The following is a 24007-nucleotide window of genomic DNA, read 5'->3' as shown; positions in this document are numbered from 1 at the left end:
AGAGTGCGTGCATGGCGTCGCGAGGCAGACGGGAATTGTCAGACAGGCCCTAGGCCGAGTACAGCCAGGACCTCGTTCGGATCACGCCGGGCCGGCGGCCCTGGGCCGCTCCCTGATGCAGCCTGATCCGGACGAAAGGCCCTAGCGGTAGCCGCCGTGGCGCCGCCGGGCCCGCCAGGCCGCGTCCACGGAGAAGTAGGGGGCGCCGGCGAGGATCAGGGGGATCCAGGCCATCAGGTAGGCGAGGTCGTTGCCGTAGTAGTAGGGGGTGGACGACCAGCTGATCGTCAGCCAAAGGCTGAGCGAGATCAGCGCGCCGCCGAGCGCGGCCAGCCGGCCGAGGATACCGAGCAGGGTGGCGATGCCGACGGCCAGTTCCCCGATGGCCATGGCGTAGCCGAAGCCGACCGGGTTCTTCAGGGCCAGGTCGACCAGGGCCGGGATCGCGGCGGAGTCGCGGACGGAGCGCATGGTGTCGCCGATCGATCCGTCGCCGGCGGCCTGCATGAATGTGCTGTCGGTGAGCTTGTCCAGGCCGGCGTAGATGAAGGTGACGCCCAGGAAGACGCGCAGCGGCAGCAGGGCGTAGTGGGTCGCGGTGTCCCGCCAGTCGCGGGGGCCGTAAAGCCGGTAGGAACGCGTGTCCGTTCGCATGTTGCGAGTCATCACTGCCAGCCGCCTCTCGCCCGCCGGGCCACCTCACTTGTCGATACGTATGACGAAGGGAGTCGCTTCAATCCTCTCACGGGCGATTTTCCGGACTTCGGGTGTCGGGGTCCGCCTCCGCGGTGGTCACTCCGTCACGTGCAGCGGGTAGCGGTTGGTCGCCACCCCGGCCGCGGTCACCACCTGGACGTCCACGGCGCCGGGCTCCACGTCCGCGGGTACGGGCACGGTCAGGGTGTTGTCGGTGGGGTTGCGGAAGCCGCCGGTGACGGGGACGAGGGGGACGTGGACGTCGACCGCGCCGATACGGACGACCATCCGGGAAAGCCGGTCGGCCGTCTGGGCGCCCGGGGGGACGAAGCCGGTGCCGCGGATCTCGATGTCGTCGCCGGTGCGGACCGGGCCGTCCAGGTCGCCGGGCTCGCGGGCGCGGACCACCGAGAGGATCACCGGCCGGCCGCCCTCGGCGTACTTGCCGGCCAGGTAGGTCGCGGCCGAGATCAGCACGACCACGCCCAGGCCCCAGGGCAGGTCGGGCAGTTGGTCGGGGCGGCGGGCCAGCCGTACGGCGGCGAAGAACAGGGCCACGGCGCTGATGGCGACGTACTGGATGTCGGAGAAGGCGCCCCGGCCGGAGTCGTCGGTGAGCAGGTCGGCGGCGCGCGGGCGGTCGGCCGGCACTTTCTGCAGCCGCTGGGCGAGGATGCGCAGCGCCACCACCCGGCGGACCAGGACGGCGATGCCGCAGACCACGGCGAGGACGGTCACCACGCCCGCGCCGCGCTTCAGGTCGAGGCCGGAGATCAGCGCGTCGCGTTCGACGTGGTCGGAGGCGGCGGCCAGGCGGGCGGCCAGCAGCAGGACCGCGTAGCCGACGAACAGGACCCAGCAGGCGGCGACGGTACGGGAGGTGGAGATGCGGTTGTCCTCGCCGAGCACCGGCGCGAGCGCTCCGCCGCGCGCCCGGTGGAAGAAGCAGGCGGCGGTCAGCGCCCCGGCCACGGCGAGCGCGGCGAGCAGGGCCGCGGTGCGGGCGCCGCTCCAGCCCGCGCCGATCGCGGTGAGCGCCTCGGCGAGCAGCAGCACGGTGACGGTGCCCCACACGGCGCACACCGTCCGCAGCCACAGCCGGGCGAGCCGGACCGCGCCCTCGGCCCGGCCCTGTTCGGCGACTGCCTCGGCCCGCTGGGTCAGTTGCTCGGACACCCACTGGCGGGACGCCGAGACCGAGTGCGCCACGCCCGCCGGCAGCCCGTGCCCGGCGGCGAACTCGTCACGCCGGCGCAGGAACGCGGCGACGGCCCGCCGGTGCCCCTCCCGGGCGCCGTGCGGACAGTCCCCGCAGGTACAGCCGCCGTCGTGGACGCCCTCGGCACCCGTGTCCCCCCTCGCCTCCTGCACCGCCACGCCCGACGCCCGCCTTCCCCACGGCCTGCCGCCCCTGCCGTCGGCACGCACGGTGTGCGTGACGGCCGGACAACTCCCCTGTCATGTGAGCGAATTGTGCCCTACCTCGGGGCCTTCGGGGCGGTCGGGCGGGGTCACCGCGAGTGAAGCCGGGGCCGCCGTGTTGACCCGGCCGCGAGAATCTCGGTATGGCCGAGGTCATCCAGCGGGACGGGACCTGGGCCTTCGACGGCAGCACGATCCGGATCACTCCGGGGCCGCACCGTTCCGTGCCGCTGTTCCGGCGGACGTACGGGAGCAACGCGTGCCGGATCTCCCCGGCGATGTACTCGGTGCAGCTCGCCCAGCTCCCGCAAGCGGTGCAGCAGTGAGCGGTGTGCGCGGAAGTGCCTCAGCTCAGCAGGTCCGGTTCGCCGCGGCTGATGTCCTGCCACAGGGGCTGGTAGTTGATCCAGGCCACCAGGTCTCCGCCGAGCTGTTCGCGGGTGGCGACGGCCGCCTTGTGGTCGATGAGCACCGGCCGGCCCGCGGCCTTCGCCAGCAGCTGGACCTGGCAGGACCGGTCCAGGGACAGGAACCACCAGGCGGCCGCGTCCACCGAGTCCCCGACGGTGAGCAGCCCGTGGTTGCGCAGCACGAGCGCCTTGCGGGAGCCCAGCGCGGCGGCGATCCGGCGGCCCTCCTCGGCGTCGACGGTGACGCCGGTGTAGGCGTCGTAGAGGGCGAGGTCCTCGTAGAAGGCGCAGCTCTCCTGGGTGATGGGGTCGATGAGGTCACCGAGGGCGGCGAGGGCGCGGCCGTGCACGGAGTGGCAGTGGGCGACGGCGACGACGTCGGGGCGGGCGGCGTGCACCTGGGCGTGCACGGTGAACGCGGCCTGGTTGACGTGGTAGCGGCCCTCGACGACCTGCCCGTCCTGGTTGGCGAGGACGAGATCACCGACCGTGACGTGCTTGAAGGGCATCCCGAACGGGTTGACCCAGAAGCAGTCGGTGAACTCCGGGTCCCGGGCGGTGATGTGCCCGGACACCCCGTCCTCGAATCCCGCCCGCCCGAAGATCCGCAGGGCGCCCGCGAGCCGCTCCTTGCGGTGCCGGCGTTCGTCCTCGGCCGACTCGTGCATCGGCGGCATGGCGAACTGGAGCCGGCCGGTGGGCAGCGGCAGGGGCGGGGTGGGCCCGTGCATAGATCCTCCCGTCCTGGGATTGCGGTACGGGCCGGAAGGTACCCCCGGGCGGCACAAAAGGGCAGAGCCGTTGTGTGAAGATGCCGTACGCGCCGCATACCTGACAGAAGGTGTCGGGTTTACCGATGAGACTGGCCGTATGAACTGGGCAGCTTTCAGCACCGCCGCACCCGAGCTGGCGAAGACGACCGAGGAGCGCTTCGGCGCGTACCGGCACCATGTCCTGGCGACCCTCCGCGCGGACGGCTCACCGCGCACCTCCGGCCTGGAGGTGCGCTTCCTGGACGGGGAACTGTGGCTCGGCATGATGCCGGGTTCGGTCAAGGTCCTCGACCTGCGCCGTGACCCGCGCTTCACGCTCCAGAGCAACCCCGGCGACGGCACGGGCATGGGCGGGGGCGACGTCCGGATCGGCGGGCGGGCGTTCGAGGTCGGCGAGGGCACGGCCAGGGCCGCGTACGTGAAAGAGGTGGAACCGCCGCAGCCGTTCCACCTCTTCCGCACCGAACTGACGGAGGTCGTACGGACCTACGTCGAGGACGACCGGTATCTGGTCGTCCAGACCTGGAAACCCGGAGAGCCGGTGCGCACTCTCCGGCGGGCCTAGGCGACTACTCCCACTCGATCGTGCCCGGCGGCTTCGACGTCACGTCGAGCACGACGCGGTTGACGTCCCGGACCTCGTTGGTGATCCGGGTCGAGATGCGGCCGAGGACGTCGTAGGGCAGCCGGGACCAGTCGGCGGTCATGGCGTCCTCGGAGGAGACCGGACGCAGCACGATCGGGTGGCCGTAGGTGCGGCCGTCGCCCTGGACGCCGACCGAGCGGACGTCCGCGAGCAGGACCACCGGGCACTGCCAGATGTCGCGGTCCAGGCCCGCCGAGGTCAGTTCCTCACGGGCGATGGCGTCGGCCTCGCGCAGCAGGTCGAGGCGTTCCTTCGTGACCTCGCCGACGATGCGGATACCGAGACCCGGGCCGGGGAACGGCTGGCGCTGGACGATCTCCTCCGGCAGGCCCAGCTCCTGGCCGACCATGCGGACCTCGTCCTTGAACAGCTTGCGCAGCGGCTCGATCAGCTTGAACTCGAGGTCCTCGGGCAGGCCGCCGACGTTGTGGTGCGACTTGATGTTCGCGGTGCCGGTGCCGCCGCCGGACTCGACGACGTCCGGGTAGAGGGTGCCCTGGACCAGGAACTCCACGGCCGGGCCCTCGTCGGCGATGATCTCGGCCTGCGCCTGCTCGAAGACGCGGATGAACTCCCGGCCGATGATCTTGCGCTTCTCCTCGGGGTCGCTGACGCCCTTGAGGGCGGTGAGGAAGCGCTCCTCGGCGTCGACGACCTTCAGCTGCACGCCGGTGGCCGCGACGAAGTCCTTCTCGACCTGCTCGGTCTCACCCTTGCGCATCAGGCCGTGGTCGACGTACACGCAGGTCAGCTGGGAGCCGATGGCCTTCTGCACCAGGGCGGCGGCGACGGCGGAGTCCACCCCGCCGGACAGACCGCAGATCGCGCGCTTGTCGCCGACCAGCTCGCGGATGGCCTCGACCTGCTCCTCGATCACGTTGCCGGTGGTCCAGTCGGGGCTCAGGCCGGCACCGCGGTACAGGAAGTGCTCCAGCACCTGCTGGCCGTGCGTGGAGTGCATGACCTCGGGGTGGTACTGGACGCCGTAGAGCTTCTTGTCGTCGTTCTCGAAGGCGGCGACGGGGACGACGTCCGTGGACGCGGTGACCGAGAAGCCCTCGGGGGCGGCCGAGCAGGCGTCACCGTGGGACATCCACACGTGCTGCTCGTCCGGGGTGCCCTCGAAGAGGGTGGAGGACGGCTTGGAGACGTGCAGGTCGGTACGGCCGTACTCGCGCGACCCGGTGTTGTCGACCGTGCCGCCGAGGGCCTGCGCCATCAGCTGGAAGCCGTAGCACATGCCGAAGACGGGGACGCCGGCCTCGAACAGCTCGCGGTCGAGGCGGGGGGCACCCTCCTCGTACACCGAAGAGGGACCTCCGGAGAGGATGATCGCCGCGGGGTTCCTGGCGAGCATCTCCCGGACCGGCATGGTGCTCGGCACGATCTCGCTGTAGACCCGCGCCTCGCGGACGCGACGGGCGATGAGCTGGGCGTACTGCGCACCGAAGTCGACGACCAGGACGGTGTCGGTGGTGCCGGCAGTGGGAGTCGCTGATGACACGGGGTGCCTTCTGGTGGTCGGGCGGGGGTCTGTGCTACCGAGTCTAACGGGGAGGGCGGGAAGGGGTCTCCCGTACCGGGCCATGGCATACTGGCCCCATGCGCAAGCACTCGACCTTCGTCTTTACCTATGGCACCCGGCCCGCCGGCTGCCATGGTCGTGCTGCTTGAGCTGACGCCAAGCGACTTCCCAGGCGCCCCGGGCCGACAAGGCCCGGGGCGCCTGTCGTTTTCCGGGTTTCGCCGTTCCAGGGCATCCGCCTTCCCGACCGAGGAGCCCGACGTGACCACCACCACCGCGGAAACGACCACCAGCCCGGAAGCGCCCGCCACCGGGCAGGCCACCGCGCAGCCGCCCGCCGCCCCGCAAGCGCCCGCCGCCCCTCAGGCGACTGCCACCCCGGAGGCCACCATCGCCGGCGCCCGCGAGCGCATCGACGCGCTCGACGACCGGATCATCGGCCTCGTCCAGGAACGGATGGCCGTCTCCGCCGTCGTCCAGCGGACACGTATCGCCTCCGGCGGGCGGCGGGTGCACCTCTCCCGCGAGATGGAGATCCTCGGCCGCTACCGGGACGCCCTCGGCAAGCCCGGCACCGCCCTCGCGATGACCCTGCTGGAACTGTGCCGGGGTCGCATCTGAGTTCGGTCCCGCTCTCACCCGTACGGCGCGTGACCGGCCCGCACACCGCTTCGTTGAGGGGGATGTCCGTGCCAGCCAGGGGCGGGCCCGACAGAACCACGCGTGGCTCGCTGGGGCGATGAGACGTACGGGTCGTGCCGTGCGTCGTGGGACCTCGCTCCGGGAAAGTGACCGGACGGCAGGGGACAGCAGCCCGGTCACCCAAGAGAACGGCCGGCTCCGGGGACGCCCGGGGCCGGCCGGCGGAAAACTGCAGACAGGCCACAGGGCACACGAACAAGCGGCGCAACCCCCCGGCGCCGCTCCCCGGCACCGGCGCTGCCCTGACGCCGGTGCTGACCGGTAGAAGGGCCCCGCGGCCCCTCCGTCCCGCGGGGCCCTTCGTCATGCCCACAGCCGGTCGGGCCAGCGGTGTGACCCAGGTCATACGAAATCCCCGGTCCCCCGGAGCAACCCTTCTCGCTTTTCGCCGATCAAACCTGCCGGATCAAGAAACGGCGAGAGGGACCTGCCTTCGGAGGGGGATGCAGGTCCCTCTGTACCGTCCCGGCCGTTCTGCCGCTCGGTACCGTCCCGGCCGTTCTGCCGCTGGCGTCGTCCCGGCCGCTCCGCCGGTCCGGTCACTTCTTCGGCGGCACCGCCGGTATCCCCAGGAACGGCAGCCGCAGCGCGCCGAACGCGTGCGCCGGGACCACCGGGGCCTGCGGCTCCACCGCCTTCAGCCGCTCGTACGCCGCTCCCGGTGCCGGCCGCGGGTCCTCCTCGCCCTTGTTCGGCCAGAACGACATCGCCCGCTCGGCCTGCGCGGTGATCGTCAGCGAGGGGTTCACCCCCAGGTTCGCCGAGACCGCGGCGCCGTCCACGACCGAGATGCCGGGATGGCCGTAGAGCCGGTGGTAGGGGTCGATCACGCCCGTCTGCGGGGAGTCGCCGATGGGGCAGCCGCCGAGGAAGTGCGCGGTGAGCGGGGTGCCCATCAGTTCCCCGACGTTGCTGCCGGCGAAGCCGTTGATCTCGGCGGCGAGCGCGGAGGCGGCCTCGGTCGCGGCCCTGATCTGCTTGGGGTTCGGCGAGCCGTGCCCCTGGCGGGCGGTGAGCAGGCCCTTGCCGACGCCGTCGGGCTTCAGGTACGTGGTCAGCGAGTTGTCCAGGGACTGCATGACCAGACCGATGATGGTCCGCTCCGACCAGTGCCGGTTGGACAGGGAGCGGGCGACCAGCAGTGGGTGCCGGGCCGCGTTGGCCAGCCAGGCGAGCACGCGCGAGGAGCCCTCCGCGTACGGCACCTGCAGGATCGACAGGCCGCCCATCGAGTTGGAGCCCTTGCCGTAGCGCACCGGCTCGATGTGGGTGTTCTCGTCGGGGTGGATCGAGGACGTGATGGCGACGCCCCGGGTGAAGTCGGCCCTCGGCTCGCCGGTCGCCCTGCGGTAACGGCGGTTGTCGGTCTGCGCGCCGACCAGCGCCTCGGAGTTGGTGCGGGTGAGGTCGCCCAGCCGGTTCGACAGGTACGGCAGCCGGCCGCTCGCCTTCATGCGGTGCAGCAGCGTCTGGGTGCCGTAGGTGCCGGCCGCGAGGACGACCCTGCGGGCGGTGAGGAGCCGGCCCTCCCCCTTCTTCTTCCGGTCCGTCGGCAGGGTCGCCACCGCGTAGCCGCCCCGCGAGTCGTCCGTGACGGACACGACCGTCGTCAGGGGGTGGACGACCGCGCCCGCCTTCTCGGCGAGGTAGAGGTAGTTCTCGTTGAGGGTGTTCTTCGCGCCGTGCCGGCAGCCGGTCATGCACTCGCCGCACTCGGTGCACGCCTTCCGGTCGGGACCGGCCCCGCCGAAGTACGGGTCGTTCACCTGCTCTCCGGGTCCGGCCGTCACCTTGCCGTCCGCGTCCTTGCCGTCACCGAAGAACACGCCGACCGGCGCGAGGTGGAAGGTGTCGCCGACGCCCATCCGCTGCGCCGCCGCCTTCAGATGGACGTCCGAGGGGGTCATGGTCGGGTTGAGCCGGACGCCGAGCATGCGCCGGGCCTGGTCGTAGTACGGCTTCAACTCCTCCTGCCAGTCGGTGATCTGCCGCCACTGGGCGTCGTCGAAGAAGGCCTTCGGCGGTACGTAGAGGGTGTTGGCGTAGTTGAGCGAGCCGCCGCCGACGCCCGCGCCGGCCAGCACCATGACGTTGCCCAGCAGGTGGATGCGCTGGATGCCGTACAGGCCGAGTTTCGGGGCCCAGAGGTAGTTCTTCAGGTCCCATGAGTTCTTCGGAAGGGTGGTGCGGGTGAAGCGGCGGCCGGCTTCGAGGACGCCTACCCGGTAGCCCTTTTCGGTCAGGCGCAGGGCGGAGACCGAGCCGCCGAACCCTGACCCGATGACGATGACGTCGTAGTCGTACCCGTCCTCGTCCCGGGTCTGGACAGACTTCTCCTGCGACACGTGCTCTCCTCGTCGAGAACGGGTGGTTGGAACGGGTGGTCCAGCGGAGGGGGAAGGCAAGGCGGAAGGGGAACGCCTGGCGAAAGGGGAAGGCCTGGCGGAACCGGAAGGCCTGGCGGAACCGGAAGGCCTGGCGGAACCGGAAGGCCTGGCGGAAGGGGAAGGCCTAGCGGAACCGGAAGGCCTTCATCAGGCGGAGGCTGCGGCTCATGAACGCCGCGTACCGCTCGTCGTCCATGCCCAGCGACGGCGCCATCGGCAGCAGCCGCTGCTGGGCCACCGTCTGGGCCTCCGTGTACTTGAGGATGCCCTCGGAGCCGTGGCGGCGGCCGAGGCCGGAGTCCTTCATGCCGCCCATCGGGGACTGGACGCTGCCGTAGGCGGGCGCGTAGCCCTCGTTGACGTTGACCGTGCCGGTGCGCAGGCGGGCGGCGACCTCCCGGCCGCGGCGGGCGTTCTTCGTCCACACGGACGCGTTCAGGCCGTACGGCGTGGCGTTGGCACGCTCGACGGCCTCCTCCTCGCTCTTGAAGCGGTAGACCGAGACGACCGGGCCGAAGGTCTCCTCCTCGCAGACGGCCATGGAGGTCTCGACGCCGTCCAGGATGGTGGGCTCGAAGAAGTAGGGACCGATGTCGGGGCGGGCCGTACCGCCCGCTATCACCTTCGCGCCCTTGGCGACGGCGTCCCGCACATGCCGTTCGACGGTCTCCAGCTGGCGTTCACCGACCAGCGAGCCCATGTCGGCGCCGTAGGCAAGGGAGTTGCCGAGCCGCATGGCCCTGGTGCGGGCGGCGAACCGCTCCAGGAAGGCGTCGGCGACGGACTCGTGGACGTACAGCCGCTCTATGGAGATGCACAGCTGGCCGGCGGAGGAGAAACAGGCGCGGACGGCTCCGGCCGCCGCCTTCTCGATGTCGGCGTCCTCCAGCACCAGCATGGCGTTCTTGCCGCCGAGTTCGAGGGAGACGCCGACCAGGCGGGAGGCGGCGCCGACGGCGACCTCGCGGCCGGTGCGGGTGGAGCCGGTGAAGGAGACGTAGTCGGCGTGCCTGACCAGTTCCGGGCCCACGACCGGACCCTCGCCGAGGACGACCTGGAAGACACCCTCGGGCAGTCCGGCCTCGATCAGCAGGTCACGCGCCCACAGTGCCGTCAGGCAGGTCTCCGTGTCCGGCTTCATCACCACGGCGTTGCCCGCGGCGAAGGCGGGCAGGGCGTCGCCGACGGACAGCTCCAGCGGGTAGTTCCAGGGGGCGATCTGGCCCACGACCCCCCGCGGGTGCCGCAGTTCGGTGACCTTGGTCAGGGCGGGCACGGCGCCCGCGTGCCGCTTCGGCCTCAGATACGCCGCGGCCCGGCGGCCGTAGTGGCGCGCCGCGATGGCGACGGCCTGCACTTCCTCGTGCGCGTGCAGACGGGCCTTGCCGGTCTCCAGCTGGACCAGGTCCAGGACTTCGGCCTGCCGCTCCAGCACCAGGTCGTGGAAGCGGAGCAGGACGGCGGCCCGCTGCCGTACCGGGGTCCTCTCCCACACGCCCTGGGCGGCGCGGGCCGCCTCGAACGCCTTGCGGACGTCCTCCGGAGTGGACTCGGGCAGGTCGGCCAGCTTGTCGCCGCTGAAAGGGGTGTGGTTGGCGGTGCGGCCGGAGCCGACGACGCCCTTGGTGAGCTGGGCCACCAGTTCGGGGGTGACCACGTCGGCGGCGGTGCGGGCGCCTTCGGGGGCGGGCGCGAGCGGGTTGGTACCGGCGATGTCCGGGGCCTGCGTGTCCGTCATGACGCGCAGGGTATGCCGGAGCGCACGCTTTGTGTACCCGTCGGTAACGCGGATTCACGGAGTGCTCACACACTGCCAGTGACCACTGGCAGAGAATGCGCTGATCAGGGTGTTGGGGCACCGACGTGCACGACGATCACTCGGTCCCGAGTTTTTTCGCGAGGAGCAGGCCGAGGGCGGCGAGGGGGGTGCGACGGCGCGGGTCTGCCGGGTACGGGTCCGACTCCGGGCCCGGGTGCGACTCCGGGTGCGGCTCCGGGTCCGGGCGCGGCTCCGGGTGTGCGTCCGGCTCCGGGTCCGGGCGCGGCCCCGGGTACGGGTCCGACTCCGGGTGCGGGTGCGACTCCGGGTACGGGTGCGACCCCGTGTGCGGCTCCGGGTGTGCGTCCGGCTCCGGGTGCGGGGACGCCTCCGGGTGCAGGGACGCCGGCCCGTCCGGTACGGGCTCCAGGCCCAGGTACTCCCGCAGCGTCACGTCGACCTCGTGCGCGCCGGGCCGCGCCTCGGGCTCGTCGGCGCGCAGCCCGTCCAGCAGCGGGCCGAGCGGCCCGGGGCCGGCGTCACCGAGGGCACTGCGGAGCAACGCGCCCAGGGACCACAGGTCGGAGGCCGGGCCGGCACCGGGCCCCGCCGCCCGTTCGGGGGCCACGAACCCGGCGGGCGCGTCCTGTGCGTGGCCGTCACCGATCCCGAAGTCGGTGAGCACGACCCGGCCGGTGCCGGACTCCAGCAGGACGTTGGCCGGTTTGACGTCCCGGTGCACGATGCCGACGGCGTGGGCGGCGCGCAGGGCACCGAGGACGGCGAGGGCGATACGGGCGGCCTCCGCGGGCGGCAGGGCCCCGCGCCCGAGGACCTCGCGCAGCGACTCGCCCTCCACCAGCTCCATGACGATCCAGGGGACTCCGGCCTCGCTGACCACGTCGTACACCGTGACGGCGGAGGGGTGCCGGATCCGGGTGGCGGTGCGGGCCTCCCGGTGGAGGCGGTGCGCGATGCGCCGGCTTTCCTCGTCGTCGGCCGGGTCGCCGGGCAGTGACGGCTCCTTGACGGCGACGTGCACCTGTTCCTGTTCGTCCCGGGCGCGCCAGACGGTCCCGGCCGGGCCGGAGCCCAGGCGTCCGGCCAGCCGGTAACGACCGCCGATCAGACGTTCGTCGGGCGGGAGTTCGCCGTCTTCGGTCATGTCACATGAGTACCCTGCGGACCGCACAGTTGTCGAAGCGGGCCGCCCGCGCGCCGACCCGGTCACACACCCGTGGCCGAGAACGTGTCGACCGCCACGTCGAAGTACTCCCGCGCCTCCCGCACCTTCCCCACCGGCGCCGACACCCACACGTCGTACAGCCGGCCGTCCTCCTCCCAGCACAGGTCGTAGGTGTGGCGCGGGCCCTCCGCCGCGCTGAAACCGTTCCAGGTGAACTCCCAGAGCGCGGCCCGGTGTCCGCCGCGCGTGGTGCGGGTGACCCGTCCGTCGTGGTAACCGGGGTTTGTGGAGGCGCCGTTGGCGGCGGACCGGTCCAGCACGCCCTTCGGGCCGCCCGGTTGCGGTTCGGTGACCTTCACGCCGAGGCGGAAGGTCTGCCCCGGCGAGAGGTAGAAGACGCGCTCGCCCTGCGGGCTGCGGGTGAAGTCCTCCGGTACGGCGAGGGAGAAGCCGGCCGGGTCCCGTGCGGTGCGGTATCCGGAGGGCGCGGTGCGCGAGTCGGCGCCGGTCGGGCGCGGGGTGCCGGGAGCGGACGGGGACGGCGACGGCGTTCCCGTCGCCGTAGGGGAACCCGGGCCCGGGGAGCCCGTCGGGGCCGTGCCGGTCCGGGTCGCCGGGGTGGTCGCCGTGCCGCCCGGGGTGCCGCCGCCCCCGTCCCCGTGCCGGTGCAGCAGCAGCGCCGCGGCCGACACGCCCGCCCCGGCCAGCGCGGCGACGAGCAGCGCCGCCACCAGCACCCCGCGCGGGGACGACCGGGCCGGGGGCGGCTGCGCCGGAGCGGACGGCAGCGGTCCGCCGTGCGGCACGTCCGGCTGGGTCGGCACGTAGGGCTCCGGTGCCTTCGGCGTACGGCTGCCGCCGATCCGGTGGCCGCGCCCGCCGCCGTGCGGTCCCGTCGTGCCCCGGCCGGCCGGCGCGGCCGGCGTCCGGCCGGTCTCCAGGTAGGTCCGCAGCATCCACTCGGCGTCCGCCGCGCCCAGCCGCCGGTCGGGGTCGCGGTCCAGCAGGCCCCGGACCACGGGCAGCAGCGGCTCGGCCTGGGCCGGCGGACGGATGTCGTCGGTGACGACGGCGTGCAGGATGCCGCCGATCGAGTCGCGCCGGAACGGCGACTCGCCGCTGAGCGCCGTGCACAGCAGCGCGCCCAGCGACCACAGGTCCGACTCCGGGCCGGTGCGCAGCCCGGACATCCGCTCCGGCGCGGTGTACTCGGGCGAGCCGACGAAGGCACCGGTCTCGGTGAGCGTGGTGGCGCCCGCGACCTGGGCGATGCCGAAGTCGGTGAGGACGACCCGGTCGGTGCCGGACTCGATCAGGACGTTCGCGGGCTTGATGTCCCGGTGCAGCACGCCCGCCTCGTGCGCGGTGCGCAGCGCGCTCAGCAGGGCGATGCCGATCCGCGCGGCCTCGGTGGCGTCGACCGGGCCGTGCCGGGCGATCCGGTCGGCGAGCGAACCCCCGTCGACCAGCTCCATCACCAGGTACGGCCGTTCGTCCTGCTCCACCACGTCGTGCACGACGATGATGTGCGGGTGCCGCAGCTGGCAGACCGCGCGGGCCTCGCGGAACGTACGGTCACGGCGGCGGCGCGCGTCGTCGGCCGGTCGCGAGTCGTCCGGAAGGAGTTCCTTGACCGCCACCTGACGGCCCAGCACCTGGTCGCTCGCCCGCCACACGACGCCCATGCCGCCGCGCCCGACGCGTTCTTCCAGGCGGTAACGGCCCGCGATCAGCCGGAAGCCGGCTCCCTCGGTCCCCATGCGCCCATCATGCCGCAGAGGTCGTCCGGTTCCTCGAAATCCGGTCGCCCGTCCTGAGGCACCCGGTCCGCCCGCCGAACGGCAGGCGGCGGCGACGGCCGGCGAGGGCGCTCGCGGCGACGGCCTCCTCGCGCGCGGGGGCGGCGGGGACCGACCGCCCGGGTCACCGCGGCTGTTGCCAGCCCTGCAGCACCGCCCTGAACCGCGTGCTCGTCGTCGGCCAGTCCGCCGCGGGCGACGATATGTAGATCACGTACTCGGTGCCGTCCCGGGACACGTAGGTCTCCTCGGCCGCGCGCCGCGGTCCCGGGAAGGGTGTGTCCTTCGACTGCGCGGTCCAGGTGTACTCCCAGACGGAGCCGTCGAGATCGCGGTAGAGGTTCTTCTCCAGCCGCACGCGCTGGTAGTCGACGAGCCGCCGGCTGAGCTGATCGTCCAGGTCGAGCTGGTGCGAGTAGCCGTCCTTGAAGTCCGGCGAGGTGTCGATGGCGATGCGGACGAAGTGCCTGCCGCCGTCGGGCGTGTAGTCGACCTGCCTGAGGGCGCCGGGAACGCCGACGACCCTCCGCGACCAGCCCTTGGGCAGGTAGACGCTGAAGCCCCATGGGTCGTCGTACCGCTGCCACGAGGCGGGAACCGTGCCCTCGGTGCCCGGCGGGCCGCTCGCCGAGGGTGACGTGACGGCCGGGCCGGCGCCCGTGCCCGTACCGCCGGCCTGTGCCCGGTCGCCCCACTGCTGGACGGCCACCGCCGCGCCGCCGCCGAGCACGGCCGCGGCGACGACGACGAGCGCGAGCGTGCGCAGCCGGCGCCGGGGCCCCGGCGCGGCGCCGCCCGCCGGGCCCGGGGGCATGGGCGCCACGGCCGTCGAGCCGCTCCCGGAACGGCCCGTGCCCGGCGGGCCTCCGGGGGTGGTGCCACCGGCCGGGTAACCGTGCGGGCCGCGGCCCGAGTCGTGGGTCGCGCCCGTCTGCACGCCCGAGCCCTGGGTCGGGATGAACGCCTGTGCGCTGCTGGGCCGGCGGCCCTCCGCCGCCTCGGCGAGCATCTGCTCCGCCTCCCCGATGTCCGGCCGCTGGGCCGGGTCCTTGCGCAGCAGGGCGGCGATGACCGGTTCGAGCGGACCGGCGTGGCGCGGCTCGCCCACGTGCTCCTCGACGATCGCCTGCATCGTGCTCAGCGGCGAGGTGCGCCGGAACGGCGATCGCCCCTCGACCGCCGTGTACAGCGTGGCGCCGAGCGCCCACAGGTCGGAGGCCGGTCCGGGGTCGTGGCCGCGCACCCGCTCGGGGGCCAGGTAGTCGACGGAGCCGACGACCTCTCCGGTGCGGGTGATGGTGGAGTCGCCCTCGATCTGGGCGATGCCGAAGTCGGTGAGCAGGACCCGGCGGTCCGCGCCGAGCAGCACGTTGCCGGGCTTGACGTCCCGGTGCAGCACCCCGGCGGTGTGCGCGGCGCGCAGCGCCCGCAGCACCCACAGTCCGATCCGCGCGGCCTCCTCGGGCTCGACGCGCCCGTGCTCCTTGACCGCGTCGGCCAGCGAGTGGCCCTCGACCAGCTCCATCACGATCCATGGGCGGCCGTCGTGTTCGAGGACGTCGTGCACGGTGACGACGGCGGAGTGGTTGATGCGCGCGGCGGCCCGGGCCTCGGCGCGGGTGCGGGCGAGCAGAACGGCCTGATCGCTGTCGGAGACGTAGAGCGCCGCGGTCAACTCCTTGATGGCGACCTTTCGGTGCAGCACCTCGTCGTGGGCGCGCCACACCCGGCCCATGCCGCCGCTGCCGATGGAATCGGCGAGCCGGTAGCGGCCTGCTATGAGCAGGCCCTGCATCTGATTCACGTTGCCCCGCAATGCTCTTGTCAGGGTCAGACTAAGGACCGGCCCCCGCACAGGGAACCAGCGGGGTGCGAAGGAAACCGCACTGTGACGATGGTCATTTCCGCGCGAGAGAAGGAACCGGCCTGCCCTGCCCCGTCCCCGAATACACGCTGCTCAACCGGTGTAGCGATACGTCGCGGCAGCCTGCTCGTACAACCGTGTCACCTCGTCCCGTTCGGCTTCCGGGCCACGCACCTGGAGAACGTGGTAACGGCCGTTCAGCAGCAGCGCCGTGTTACGCACGAACAGGTCTCCGCCCTGCCCGTCGGTCCAGGTGAACTGCCCCTCGGCCGAGGTCCGTCCGCCCACCTCGATGGTCCGCAGACCACTCGCCGTGGCCCAGCTGGAGTCGCGGTACGGCTGGAGTTCGCGCTCCTTGTCCCGCTGGTAGACCATCGGATCGCTGCCGTAGACGGAGGCGCCGTCCCGCCCTGGTACGACGATCAGTTCGAAGTTCCCTTGCGTGTAGACCACCTGCCCGCTGCCGTTCTTCGGGGTGCGCTCCCAGCCCTTGGCGACGGCGACCTGGAAGCCGTCCGGGTCCTTGCGCAGGGTGAACCCGTCGGGGACGGCGGGGTCACCGCCGGTCTGCGTCTCGGTCGCGGGCGCGGAGGCGCCGCCGTCCGGTGCGCTCGGCGAGGCGGAGGGCTGCCGGGTGTGCGAGGGCACGGGGCTCGTCCGCCCGGCGCTGCCGGTACGGTCCCCGCTCGCGGCGCCGTTCTCCCCCTGCTTCGGCATGAAGAGCATGGCGTACGCGATCGCGCCGGCCAGCAGGAGCAGGACCAGCAGAAGCAGGGTCCGGCCGAGGCTGCGCGGCGAACCGGCGTCCTCCCGGGCCCGCTTGTGCCGGCCGTGCGGATGGGCCGCGGGCAGTCCGGGCCGCCGGCGGCGCACCAGCTCACCGCGGCGCCGGACGATCGGGAGCCGGCGCGGATCGACGGGCGGCACGGGGACGACATGGATGCCGGCGTCCGGTTCGGGCGCGGACCGCACCAGGGAGCGCAGCCAGCCGCTCAGCTCCTCGACGTCCGGCCGCTCGATGGGATCCTGGCGCAGCAGCGACTCCACGACCGGCCGGAGCGGGCCGCACTCCTCGGCGAAGGCGGGCGGCTCGGCGCAGACCAGCTGCACCAGCTCGGCCGTCGACTCCTCCGGATAGGGCGCGTGCCCCTGCACGGCCCGGAACAGCAGCGCTCCCAGCGCCCACAGGTCGGTGGCGGGCCCGATCGGCGCCGCCAGCTGCCAGTTCTCGTGCACCGGACCGGCCTGCTCCGGCGCCCACCGCTCGGTCACCGGTCCGACGACGGTCATCCGCACCTGCCGCGCCCGTTCGGCGGCGAGCGGGGTCCCGGGACCACGGCGTGCGGCACCCGGTTCGTCCCACCGGCCGCCCGGCGGCGCGGGAAGCGCGGCGGGGGCGAGTGCGGAGTGGGCCGGGGCGGTGCCCTGCCGGCCGGGTCCGGCCGCTGGGCGGCCCTGCCTTCCGTCGGCGTCCTCGGCCGCCGGGCCGTACTCCTGGCCCGGCACCTGTCCGGGCAGGGCCGGCCGCACCGCGCCGCCGCCCAGGGCCGCGCCACCGGGCCCGGTACGCGGTGCGGCACCGTGCCAGGGGGCGCCCCGCACCCCGTACGGGTCGGCTATCCGGCCGGGCGGCGACCCGGCGCCGGGCTCCGCCGGGTACGGCGGCTGGTCCCCGGGGTACGACGGCTGGGTGTACGACGGCTGGTCCCCGGGGTACGACGGCTGTGCCGCGCCGTCGGCCCGGCCGGCACCGGTGTCGTCCCCGGCCGGGGGGCGGGCGCCGGGCAGCGCGGGGCGCTCGTTGTGCTGGGCCTCGTGCACCCGGGCCGCGGCACGGGCACCGGCGCGGTACGCGGCGATGGCCCCCGCCCGGGCCGCCCGGACATCGGCGCCGGTCTCCAGAACCGGCTGCCCGGCCGCTCCCGACGCCCCGTTGGCCCCCGGAGCCGGCAGTCCTCCGGCCGCCCGCGCCTGGATGGCGGCGCGCCGCGCCGCCTCGGGATCGACGTCCGCGGCCGGCCCGGCGGCCACTCCCCCGGCCCCCGGCACACCCGCGGGACGGCCGCCGGAACCGACGGGAGCACCCGCTCCCCGGCCGGGACCAGCGCCTGGGGGGCCACCGCCCTCACCGGCTCCTGCGGGGGCGGTCCGCCCGCCCGGCCCGGCACCGGGCACCGCCGCCTCTTCCGGGTCCTCCGGAGCCGGCACCGGGTCGTAACCGCACAGCGCCTCCTCAGCGGCGCCGGCCGCGAGGCCGGTCAGCATCACGCGTCCGTCGTCGCAGACGAGGACCGTGCGGACGGTGATGTTGCGGTGCACCCAGCCGTGGGCGTGCAGCACCCTCAGCGCCATGAGCACGTCGGAGGCGACCTCGGCCGCCCGGTACGGCGACAGCGGCCGCTCGGTGAGCAGGGCGGACAGGGGACGCGCGGCCACCAGCTCGCTGACGATCCACAGGGAGCCGCCCTCGGCGAAGACGTCGAAGACCTGGTCCAGGCGCGGGTGGTCGGGGATGCGGGCCGCCGCCTGCGCGGCCTCGACGGCGCGCCGGACCGCCGGATCGGCGGGCTGCCGGGTGGCACTTCTGGTCTCCGGCGCCCGGCGTGACGCGCGCTCCCGTGCGGTGAACCCCTCGGGCAGTCCCTCGGCGTCGATCACCTCGGCCTCGACGACCTCCGGCAACGGGACCTGCCGGACGAGGACTTCCTGACCGCTGTAGGTGTCGAAGGCGCGGGTCTCGGTGAGTTCGTACTCGTCGGACGGCGGCAGTGGCAGGCGGTAGCGGTCGGCGAGCACCCGACCCGCGTAGTCGTCCACTTTGCCTCCCCCGGCCGCCCGGTTGGTCACATCCGATCGCCTCATGACCCGTTTCGCACACGCATGCGGCTGCGTACGGTCCGCGACCCTTCACGATACGTGCCGGAGGCAACCCGCATTGAGAGGATGACGGATTCTCACGGACCGAACCGGCCCGGAGCGCCTACGACTTCGGCTTGAAGGAACTCGTCAACGTCTGCCAGGTGTCCTCGCGCAGGGCGCCGTGCCAGCCGGCGTCCTTCGCGGTGTACATCAGCCCATAACCGAGATGGCCGTTCACCACGAACCCCCGGTCGATCGTGTGGTACTTGGTGCCGTCCTCGGTGTAGGTGAACTCCCAGTCGGCGGTGTTCCAGCCGCGGTAGCCCACCTTCGCGATGCGAATCCTGTGGTACTCGGAGCGCCGCATGTCCCGCTCCTGGTTCTCCCAGTCCGCCACCGGGTCGTCCTTGGGCGTGCTGGTCCAGCCGACGAGCAGCTTCTGCCCGTCGGGTCCGGTGTAGCGGTCGCCCGCGCCCCCGGTGGACTTGTACCTCCACCCCTTGGGCAGGCCTATCGAGTAGCCCTGGCCGCCCTTGCGGGTGGTCTCGGCCGGCGCGCTCCCGCCGCCCTTCGAGCCGGAGGTGCCGGACTCGCCGGGGTCGCCGGCCGCGTCGGAGCCGCCGGCGGACGGGCTCGCGTCCGCCGTGGTGCCGGGCGCCGAACCGGTACCGGGGGACGCCGAACTCGCGCCGTCCGTCCGTTGCCCGCTGCCCTTGGCGCCGCCCGTGCCCGTGTCCCGCTTGGTGGAGGGACCGGAACTGGCCGCGGCCTCGGCCCCGCTGCTCCCGCCGTCCTTGTCGTCGCCACCGCTCAGGGCGAACGCCAGCACGGTCCCGAGCACCGCGAGCACGACGAGCACGGCGATGACCACCAGCGTGCGCTTGGACACCACATCGGTCAGCGGCGCCCTCGGCACCTGCCGCGGCTGCAGGTCCAGGTCCGGCGGCGGCACCACGGGCCAGCCGGAACCCGGCGTCCTCGCGCTGGAGTTCGGCACACCGGCGGAACCCGTCCCCGCGCCTGCCGGCCGCGCGGCGGCTCCCGCACCCGGCCCGCCCGCGGGACCGGGCCGTGCCCCGCCGGAGAGCGTGCCCCCGGCGCCCGGGGCACCCGGGGCACCCGGCGCACCCGCCGCGCCGCCCGTGCCCAGCGCGCTCGGCTCGCTCCCGCTCTTCCCGCGTGCCGTCGCCGCGGCCGAGGCGGCACCGGCCGCCTTGCGCACCGACCGCAGGGCGCCGCGCAGCTTCTCGCCGGCCTCCTCGCCCCGCCTGCCCTCCGCCCCACCGGGCCCCGGCAGCGGGACCACCCGGGTGGCGTCCATCGGCTCCGGCTCGGGCGCCTTGATCACCGCGTTGAGCATGGCCCGGGCCCCGGCGTCGTCGAGCCGCTTGGCCGGGTCCTTGGTCAGCAGACCGTAGATGACGTCCCGCAGCGGTCCCGCGTGCTTGGGCTCGTCCAGGGGCTCGGTCATCACCGCGGTGAGCGTGGCGATCGCCGAACCCTTGTCGTAGGGCGGCGATCCCTCGACCGCCGCGTACAGCAGGCCGCCGAGCGACCAGAGGTCGGCCGCCGGTCCCGGCTTGTGACCGCGGGCCCGCTCCGGGGAGATGTAGGAGGGGGCGCCGACGAGCATGCCGGTCGAGGTGATGGACGGGTCGCCCTCGACCTGCGCGATGCCGAAGTCGGTGAGCACGACCCGGCCGTCCTCGGCGATGAGCACGTTGGACGGCTTCACGTCCCGGTGCAGGATGCCCTCCCGGTGCGCGGAGCGCAGCACGTCGAGAACGGCGAGGCCCACCTCGGCGGCGCGCTTCGGCTTCAGCAGGCCGTCCTCGCGGATGACCTCGGCCAGGGACTTGCCCTCCACCAACTCCATGACGATCCAGGGCCGGTCGTCCTCGTCGACCACGTCGAAGACCGTCACCGCGCTGTTGTTGCGGATCCGGGCGATCGCCTTGGCCTCGCGCAGGGTGCGCGTGATCAGGCGCCGCTTCTCCTCCTCGTCGATGTTCGACGGGAACCGCAGCTCCTTGACGGCGACCGTCCGCCCCAGGGTCTCGTCCTCGGCACGCCAGACCGTGCCCATACCGCCCCGGCCCAGCACGTCTCCCAGCCGGTACCGCCCCGCGAGGAGACGCCGCTCGTTCTTGTCCTGACGAGTCTCCTGACGGGATGTCCCCGCCCGCTCCGCCTCCGACATGCGTCCCCTCATACAACCCGCCCTGACAGAGCCTCCATTGTCTCTCACCCCACAAGTGCCCGATGCCCAGGGTGCCCACGGGCGGGACCCGTACTCCCCGCTCCCGAAGCCCTTTTTGCGGCAGCCGTTCCACTTACCGGGATGAGGGGACGCAAGAGGGGAGGAACCGGCATGCCGACGCTTCGGACAGTCCTGGCCATACCACCTCATGCCCTGCCGCGCCGGTGACCACGCCGGCCGACCCGGCACGGGCCTGTTGCCGGTGAAGCCCACGTGCCCCACCTTCTGGCCGAAGGCGGACACGAGCGCAGGCCCCGCCTCGAACCGGCCCCGCCCGCCGCCCGGTTCCGTCCCCCCACCCTGGAGAACGAGCGGGGTTCGCCCGGAGATCCCGGCGGCGATCGCTCGTTCGAGTGAGGCTCGCCGGGGAGCGGGGCCCCGCTACAGCGGCACGATGTCCGGTGCCCCCAGCCGGGCCGCGTCCGCCGTCTGGTCGTCCGGCTGGAGCTGGGACTCGCGCTCGGCCTCCACCCGCTTCTCGTAGTGCTCCACCTCGCGCTCGATCTGGTCCTTGTCCCAGCCGAGGACCGGTGCCATCAGTTCGGCAGCCTCCCGGGCGCTGCGGGTGCCCCGGTCGAAGGTCTCGATGGAGATGCGGGTGCGGCGCGTGAGGACGTCGTCCAGGTGCCGGGCGCCCTCGTGCGAGGCGGCGTACACCACCTCGGCGCGCAGGTAGTCGTCGGCGGCGTGCAGCGGCTCGCCGAGCGCGGGATCGGCGGCGATCAGGTCCAGGACCTGGTCGGCCATCGAGCCGTACCGGTTCAGCAGGTGTTCCACGCGGACCACGTGCAGTCCGGTGCGGGCGGCTATCCGTGCCCGGGCGTTCCACAGCGCCTGGTAGCCCTCCGCGCCGATCAGCGGGGTCTCCTCCGTCACGCAGTCGGCGACGCGCATGTCGAGGCCGTGCACGGCCTCGTCGACGGCGTCCTTGGCCATCACGCGGTAGGTGGTGTACTTGCCGCCCGCCACGACCACCAGCCCGGGCGCCGGGTGGGCGACCGTGTGCTCGCGGGACAGCTTGCTGGTGGCGTCGGACTCGCCGGCCAGCAGCGGGCGGAGCCCGGCGTACACCCCCTCGACGTCGTCGCGGCTGAGCGGCACGGCCAGCACCGAGTTCACGTGTTCCAGCAGATAGTCGATGTCGGCGCTGGACGCGGCCGGGTGGGCCTTGTCGAGGTCCCACTCGGTGTCGGTGGTGCCGATGATCCAGTGCCGGCCCCAGGGGATGACGAACAGGACGGACTTCTCGGTGCGCAGGATCAGGCCGCTGCTGGAGTGGATGCGGTCCTTGGGCACGACCAGATGGATGCCCTTGGAGGCGCGGACGTGGAACTGGCCGCGCTCCCCCACCATGGCCTGCGTGTCGTCGGTCCACACCCCGGTCGCGTTGACGACCTGCTTGGCGCGGATCTCGTACTCCCCGCCGCCCTCCACGTCCTGCACCCGTGCGCCGACGACCCGCTCGCCCTCGCGCAGGAACCCGGTCACGCGCGCGCGGTTGGCGACCTTCGCGCCGTAGGACGCCGCCGTGCGCACCAGCGTGGCCACGAAGCGGGCGTCGTCCATCTGGGCGTCGTAGTACTGCAGGGCGCCGACCAGGGCGTCCTTCTTCAGGCAGGGCGCCACGCGCAGGGCGTGGCGGCGGGTCAGGTGGCGGTGCACGGGCAGGCCCCGGCCGTGGCCGCGGGCCATGGACATCGCGTCGTACAGCGCGACGCCCGAGCCGGCGTACAGCCGCTCCCAGCCCTTGTGCTGGAGCGGGTACAGGAACGGCACCGGTTTGACCAGGTGCGGGGCGAGGCGCTCCAGGAGCAGGCCGCGCTCCTTGAGGGCCTCGCGGACCAGCGCGAAGTCGAGCATCTCCAGATAGCGCAGGCCGCCGTGGATGAGCTTGCTGGACCGGCTGGAGGTGCCGGACGCCCAGTCGCGGGCCTCGACCAGGCCGGTGGACAGTCCGCGGGTGACCGCGTCCAGCGCGGTGCCGGCCCCGACCACTCCGCCGCCGACCACCAGCACGTCCAGCTCGCGTTCCGCCATCGCCGCCAGTGCCTCGGCGCGCTGCGCCGGCCCCAGAGTCGCTGTCCTCACCGCTGCCTCCCGCTGTCGCAGACTTGCTCGCGTCGGCCGCACCCGGTGGGCGAAGCCCGGATCATTCCCTCCTCATGCCCAAATTCTGAGCGCGATGCCGGACTTCGGCCACCACGGGCTCCCAACCTGTGGACAACTCATGCACAACCCTCAGAAGACACACAAACACAATCACACAGAACGGTCATATGTGTACCTAGTCTGACAGTGCACTCGCTCTTGCTGTCCACAGCGGTTGCGCACCTGTCCCGCTTCGGCTACTGGGAAGGACGGCCCACGCATGCCCGCAGACCTCGCCGTCATCGGACTCGGCCCCTACGGCTTGCCGCTCGCCCGGGCCGCCGTCGCAGCCGGCATTTCCACCGTCGGCTACGCCACCGGCCCCGAGGCCGGCCCGCTCAGCGCCGCAGAGCTGCGCCGGATGCACACGGCGGGCTTCCGGCCCGGCACCGACACCGTCCAGCTCGGCCGCGTCCGCACGGCGGTGATCTGCGCACCCACCCCGCGCGGGGCCGACGGCGGGCTCGACCTCGGCCAGGTCGAGGCGGCGGCCCGCACCCTGGCGGAACGGCTCCGTCCGCACACCACGGTCATCCTGGAGTCGCCCGTGCTGCCGGGCACGACGGAGGAGTTCCTGCGCCCGCTGCTGGAGGAGGGCTCGGGTCTGCGCGCCGGCCGCGACTTCCACCTCGCGTACTCCCCCAGCCGCGTCGACCCCGGCAACCGCGACCACGCCCCCGCCAGCACCCCGAAGGTCATCGGCGGTCTCACCCCCGCCTGCACCGAGTCCGCCGCCGCTTTCTACGGCCGGCTCACCGACAAGGTGGTACGCGCGCGCGGGCTGCGCGAGGCGGAGACGGTACAGCTGCTGGAGACCAACTACCGGCACGTCAACATCGCGCTCGTCAACGAGATGGCCGTCCTCTGTCACGAGCTGGGCGTGGACCTGTGGGACGTCATCCGGTGCGCGGAGACCAAGCCCTTCGGCTTCCAGGCGTTCCGGCCGGGGCCGGGCGTCGGCGGCCACGGCGTCCCGCAGGACCTGACCGGGCACGCCACCCGCACCCTGCGCATGGTGGAGCTGGCCCAGCAGGTCAACAGCCGGATGCCCCGGTACGTCGTGCAGCGCGCCGCCACGCTCCTCAACGAACACGGCAAGTCCGCGCGCGGGGCCCGCATCCTGCTCCTCGGCGTCACCTACAAGCCCGACCTCGCCGACCAGCAGGGCACCCCGGCCCAGGAGATCGCCGTACGGCTGATGAAGCTGGGCGCGACCGTCAGTTACCACGACCCGTACGTCCCCGCGTGGAACGTCCTGGAGCGCCCGGTGCCCCGCGCGGACTCCCTGTACGAGGCCGCCGCCGACGCCGACCTGACGATCCTGCTCCAGCAGCACCGGACGTACGACCTCCAGGGCCTGTCGGTGAAGGCGCAGCTGCTGCTGGACACGCGGGGGGCCACGCCTACGGGGGCGGCGCATCGGTTGTGAGGGGGGCGACGCAGCCTCGCGCCCCCTGCGCGCCCGCGCCCCGCACCCCGCGCCCGCGCCCGCGCGAGAACACGTGAGTACGCGGAAGGGCGCTGGCCTTGACGAACTTTCGCGTGCCGAGGGTGAGCGCCGGTGCAGCCAC

General features: G+C 73.2%; 15 protein-coding genes and 1 pseudogene. 4 read left to right on the top strand and 12 right to left on the bottom strand.

The genetic code is table 11. From position 1 onward, the window contains the following. Positions 1-141: 141 nt before the first annotated feature. Positions 142-666 (bottom strand): DoxX family protein, encoded by a 525-nt coding sequence (locus AB0B40_RS35465; protein WP_345058678.1) that lies wholly within the window; start codon positions 664-666, stop codon positions 142-144. A gap of 126 nt (positions 667-792) precedes the next feature. Then, a complete protein-coding gene (locus AB0B40_RS35460) occupies positions 793-2073 on the bottom strand; it encodes a hypothetical protein (RefSeq protein ID WP_362267645.1) in 1281 nt (426 codons plus the stop codon). 188 nt (positions 2074-2261) lie between these two features. Between AB0B40_RS35460 and AB0B40_RS35455 the strand changes: the two are divergent. Further along, positions 2262-2369: pseudogene (locus AB0B40_RS35455) on the top strand (Tat pathway signal sequence domain protein); the annotation flags it as partial. Between the two features lie 95 nt (positions 2370-2464). Here AB0B40_RS35455 and AB0B40_RS35450 read toward each other — a convergent pair. Beyond that, positions 2465-3259 carry a class II aldolase/adducin family protein gene (locus AB0B40_RS35450; protein WP_362267643.1) on the bottom strand — a complete coding sequence of 265 codons (795 nt, stop codon included), beginning with the start codon at positions 3257-3259 and terminating at the stop codon, positions 2465-2467. A 139-nt stretch (positions 3260-3398) separates the two neighbouring features. Here AB0B40_RS35450 and AB0B40_RS35445 point away from each other — a divergent pair, with 139 nt between their 5' ends. Next, positions 3399-3866 carry a pyridoxamine 5'-phosphate oxidase family protein gene (locus AB0B40_RS35445; protein WP_345058684.1) on the top strand — a complete coding sequence of 156 codons (468 nt, stop codon included), beginning with the start codon at positions 3399-3401 and terminating at the stop codon, positions 3864-3866. Positions 3867-3870: 4 nt separating this feature from the next. On the opposite strand, the gene guaA is transcribed toward AB0B40_RS35445, so the two are convergent. Beyond that, complete coding sequence (gene guaA, locus AB0B40_RS35440) at positions 3871-5451, bottom strand: glutamine-hydrolyzing GMP synthase (RefSeq protein WP_345058686.1); 1581 nt, start codon at positions 5449-5451, stop codon at positions 3871-3873. Between the two features lie 282 nt (positions 5452-5733). Here guaA and AB0B40_RS35435 point away from each other — a divergent pair, with 282 nt between their 5' ends. Beyond that, positions 5734-6093 (top strand): chorismate mutase, encoded by a 360-nt coding sequence (locus AB0B40_RS35435; protein ID WP_345058688.1) that lies wholly within the window; start codon positions 5734-5736, stop codon positions 6091-6093. Positions 6094-6713: 620 nt separating this feature from the next. On the opposite strand, the gene AB0B40_RS35430 is transcribed toward AB0B40_RS35435, so the two are convergent. The 8 genes from AB0B40_RS35430 to AB0B40_RS35395 form a co-directional block, all read right to left on the bottom strand. Continuing rightward, the gene (locus AB0B40_RS35430) at positions 6714-8519 is read right to left on the bottom strand and encodes a GMC family oxidoreductase (protein WP_345058690.1); all 1806 of its coding nucleotides are present in this window, start codon (positions 8517-8519) and stop codon (positions 6714-6716) included. A 166-nt stretch (positions 8520-8685) separates the two neighbouring features. Then, the gene (locus AB0B40_RS35425; protein ID WP_362267641.1) at positions 8686-10299 is read right to left on the bottom strand and encodes a succinic semialdehyde dehydrogenase; all 1614 of its coding nucleotides are present in this window, start codon (positions 10297-10299) and stop codon (positions 8686-8688) included. A gap of 136 nt (positions 10300-10435) precedes the next feature. Further along, complete coding sequence (locus tag AB0B40_RS35420) at positions 10436-11485, bottom strand: protein kinase (RefSeq protein ID WP_362267638.1); 1050 nt, start codon at positions 11483-11485, stop codon at positions 10436-10438. A 62-nt stretch (positions 11486-11547) separates the two neighbouring features. Beyond that, positions 11548-13266 (bottom strand): serine/threonine-protein kinase, encoded by a 1719-nt coding sequence (locus AB0B40_RS35415; RefSeq protein WP_362267635.1) that lies wholly within the window; start codon positions 13264-13266, stop codon positions 11548-11550. Between the two features lie 163 nt (positions 13267-13429). After that, positions 13430-15100, bottom strand: coding sequence for a serine/threonine-protein kinase (locus tag AB0B40_RS35410; RefSeq protein WP_362267633.1), 1671 nt, complete (start codon positions 15098-15100; stop codon positions 13430-13432). A 162-nt stretch (positions 15101-15262) separates the two neighbouring features. Beyond that, on the bottom strand, positions 15263-17986 hold the full coding sequence (locus AB0B40_RS35405) for a protein kinase (protein WP_362267631.1): 2724 nt from the start codon (positions 17984-17986) through the stop codon (positions 15263-15265). A gap of 163 nt (positions 17987-18149) precedes the next feature. Then, positions 18150-20228 (bottom strand): serine/threonine-protein kinase, encoded by a 2079-nt coding sequence (locus AB0B40_RS35400; protein WP_362267629.1) that lies wholly within the window; start codon positions 20226-20228, stop codon positions 18150-18152. Positions 20229-20669: 441 nt separating this feature from the next. Further along, a complete protein-coding gene (locus AB0B40_RS35395) occupies positions 20670-22376 on the bottom strand; it encodes a glycerol-3-phosphate dehydrogenase/oxidase (RefSeq protein WP_345046801.1) in 1707 nt (568 codons plus the stop codon). A 280-nt stretch (positions 22377-22656) separates the two neighbouring features. On the opposite strand from AB0B40_RS35395, the gene AB0B40_RS35390 reads away from it, so the two are divergent. Further along, complete coding sequence (locus AB0B40_RS35390; protein WP_345046799.1) at positions 22657-23865, top strand: nucleotide sugar dehydrogenase; 1209 nt, start codon at positions 22657-22659, stop codon at positions 23863-23865. Positions 23866-24007: the final 142 nt, after the last annotated feature.

This window comes from Streptomyces sp. NPDC042638 (genome assembly GCF_040647235.1).
Lineage (GTDB): Bacteria > Actinomycetota > Actinomycetes > Streptomycetales > Streptomycetaceae > Streptomyces > Streptomyces rameus.
Note: the sequence above shows the minus strand (reverse complement) of the source record. Positions and strands in the feature narration are given on the sequence as shown.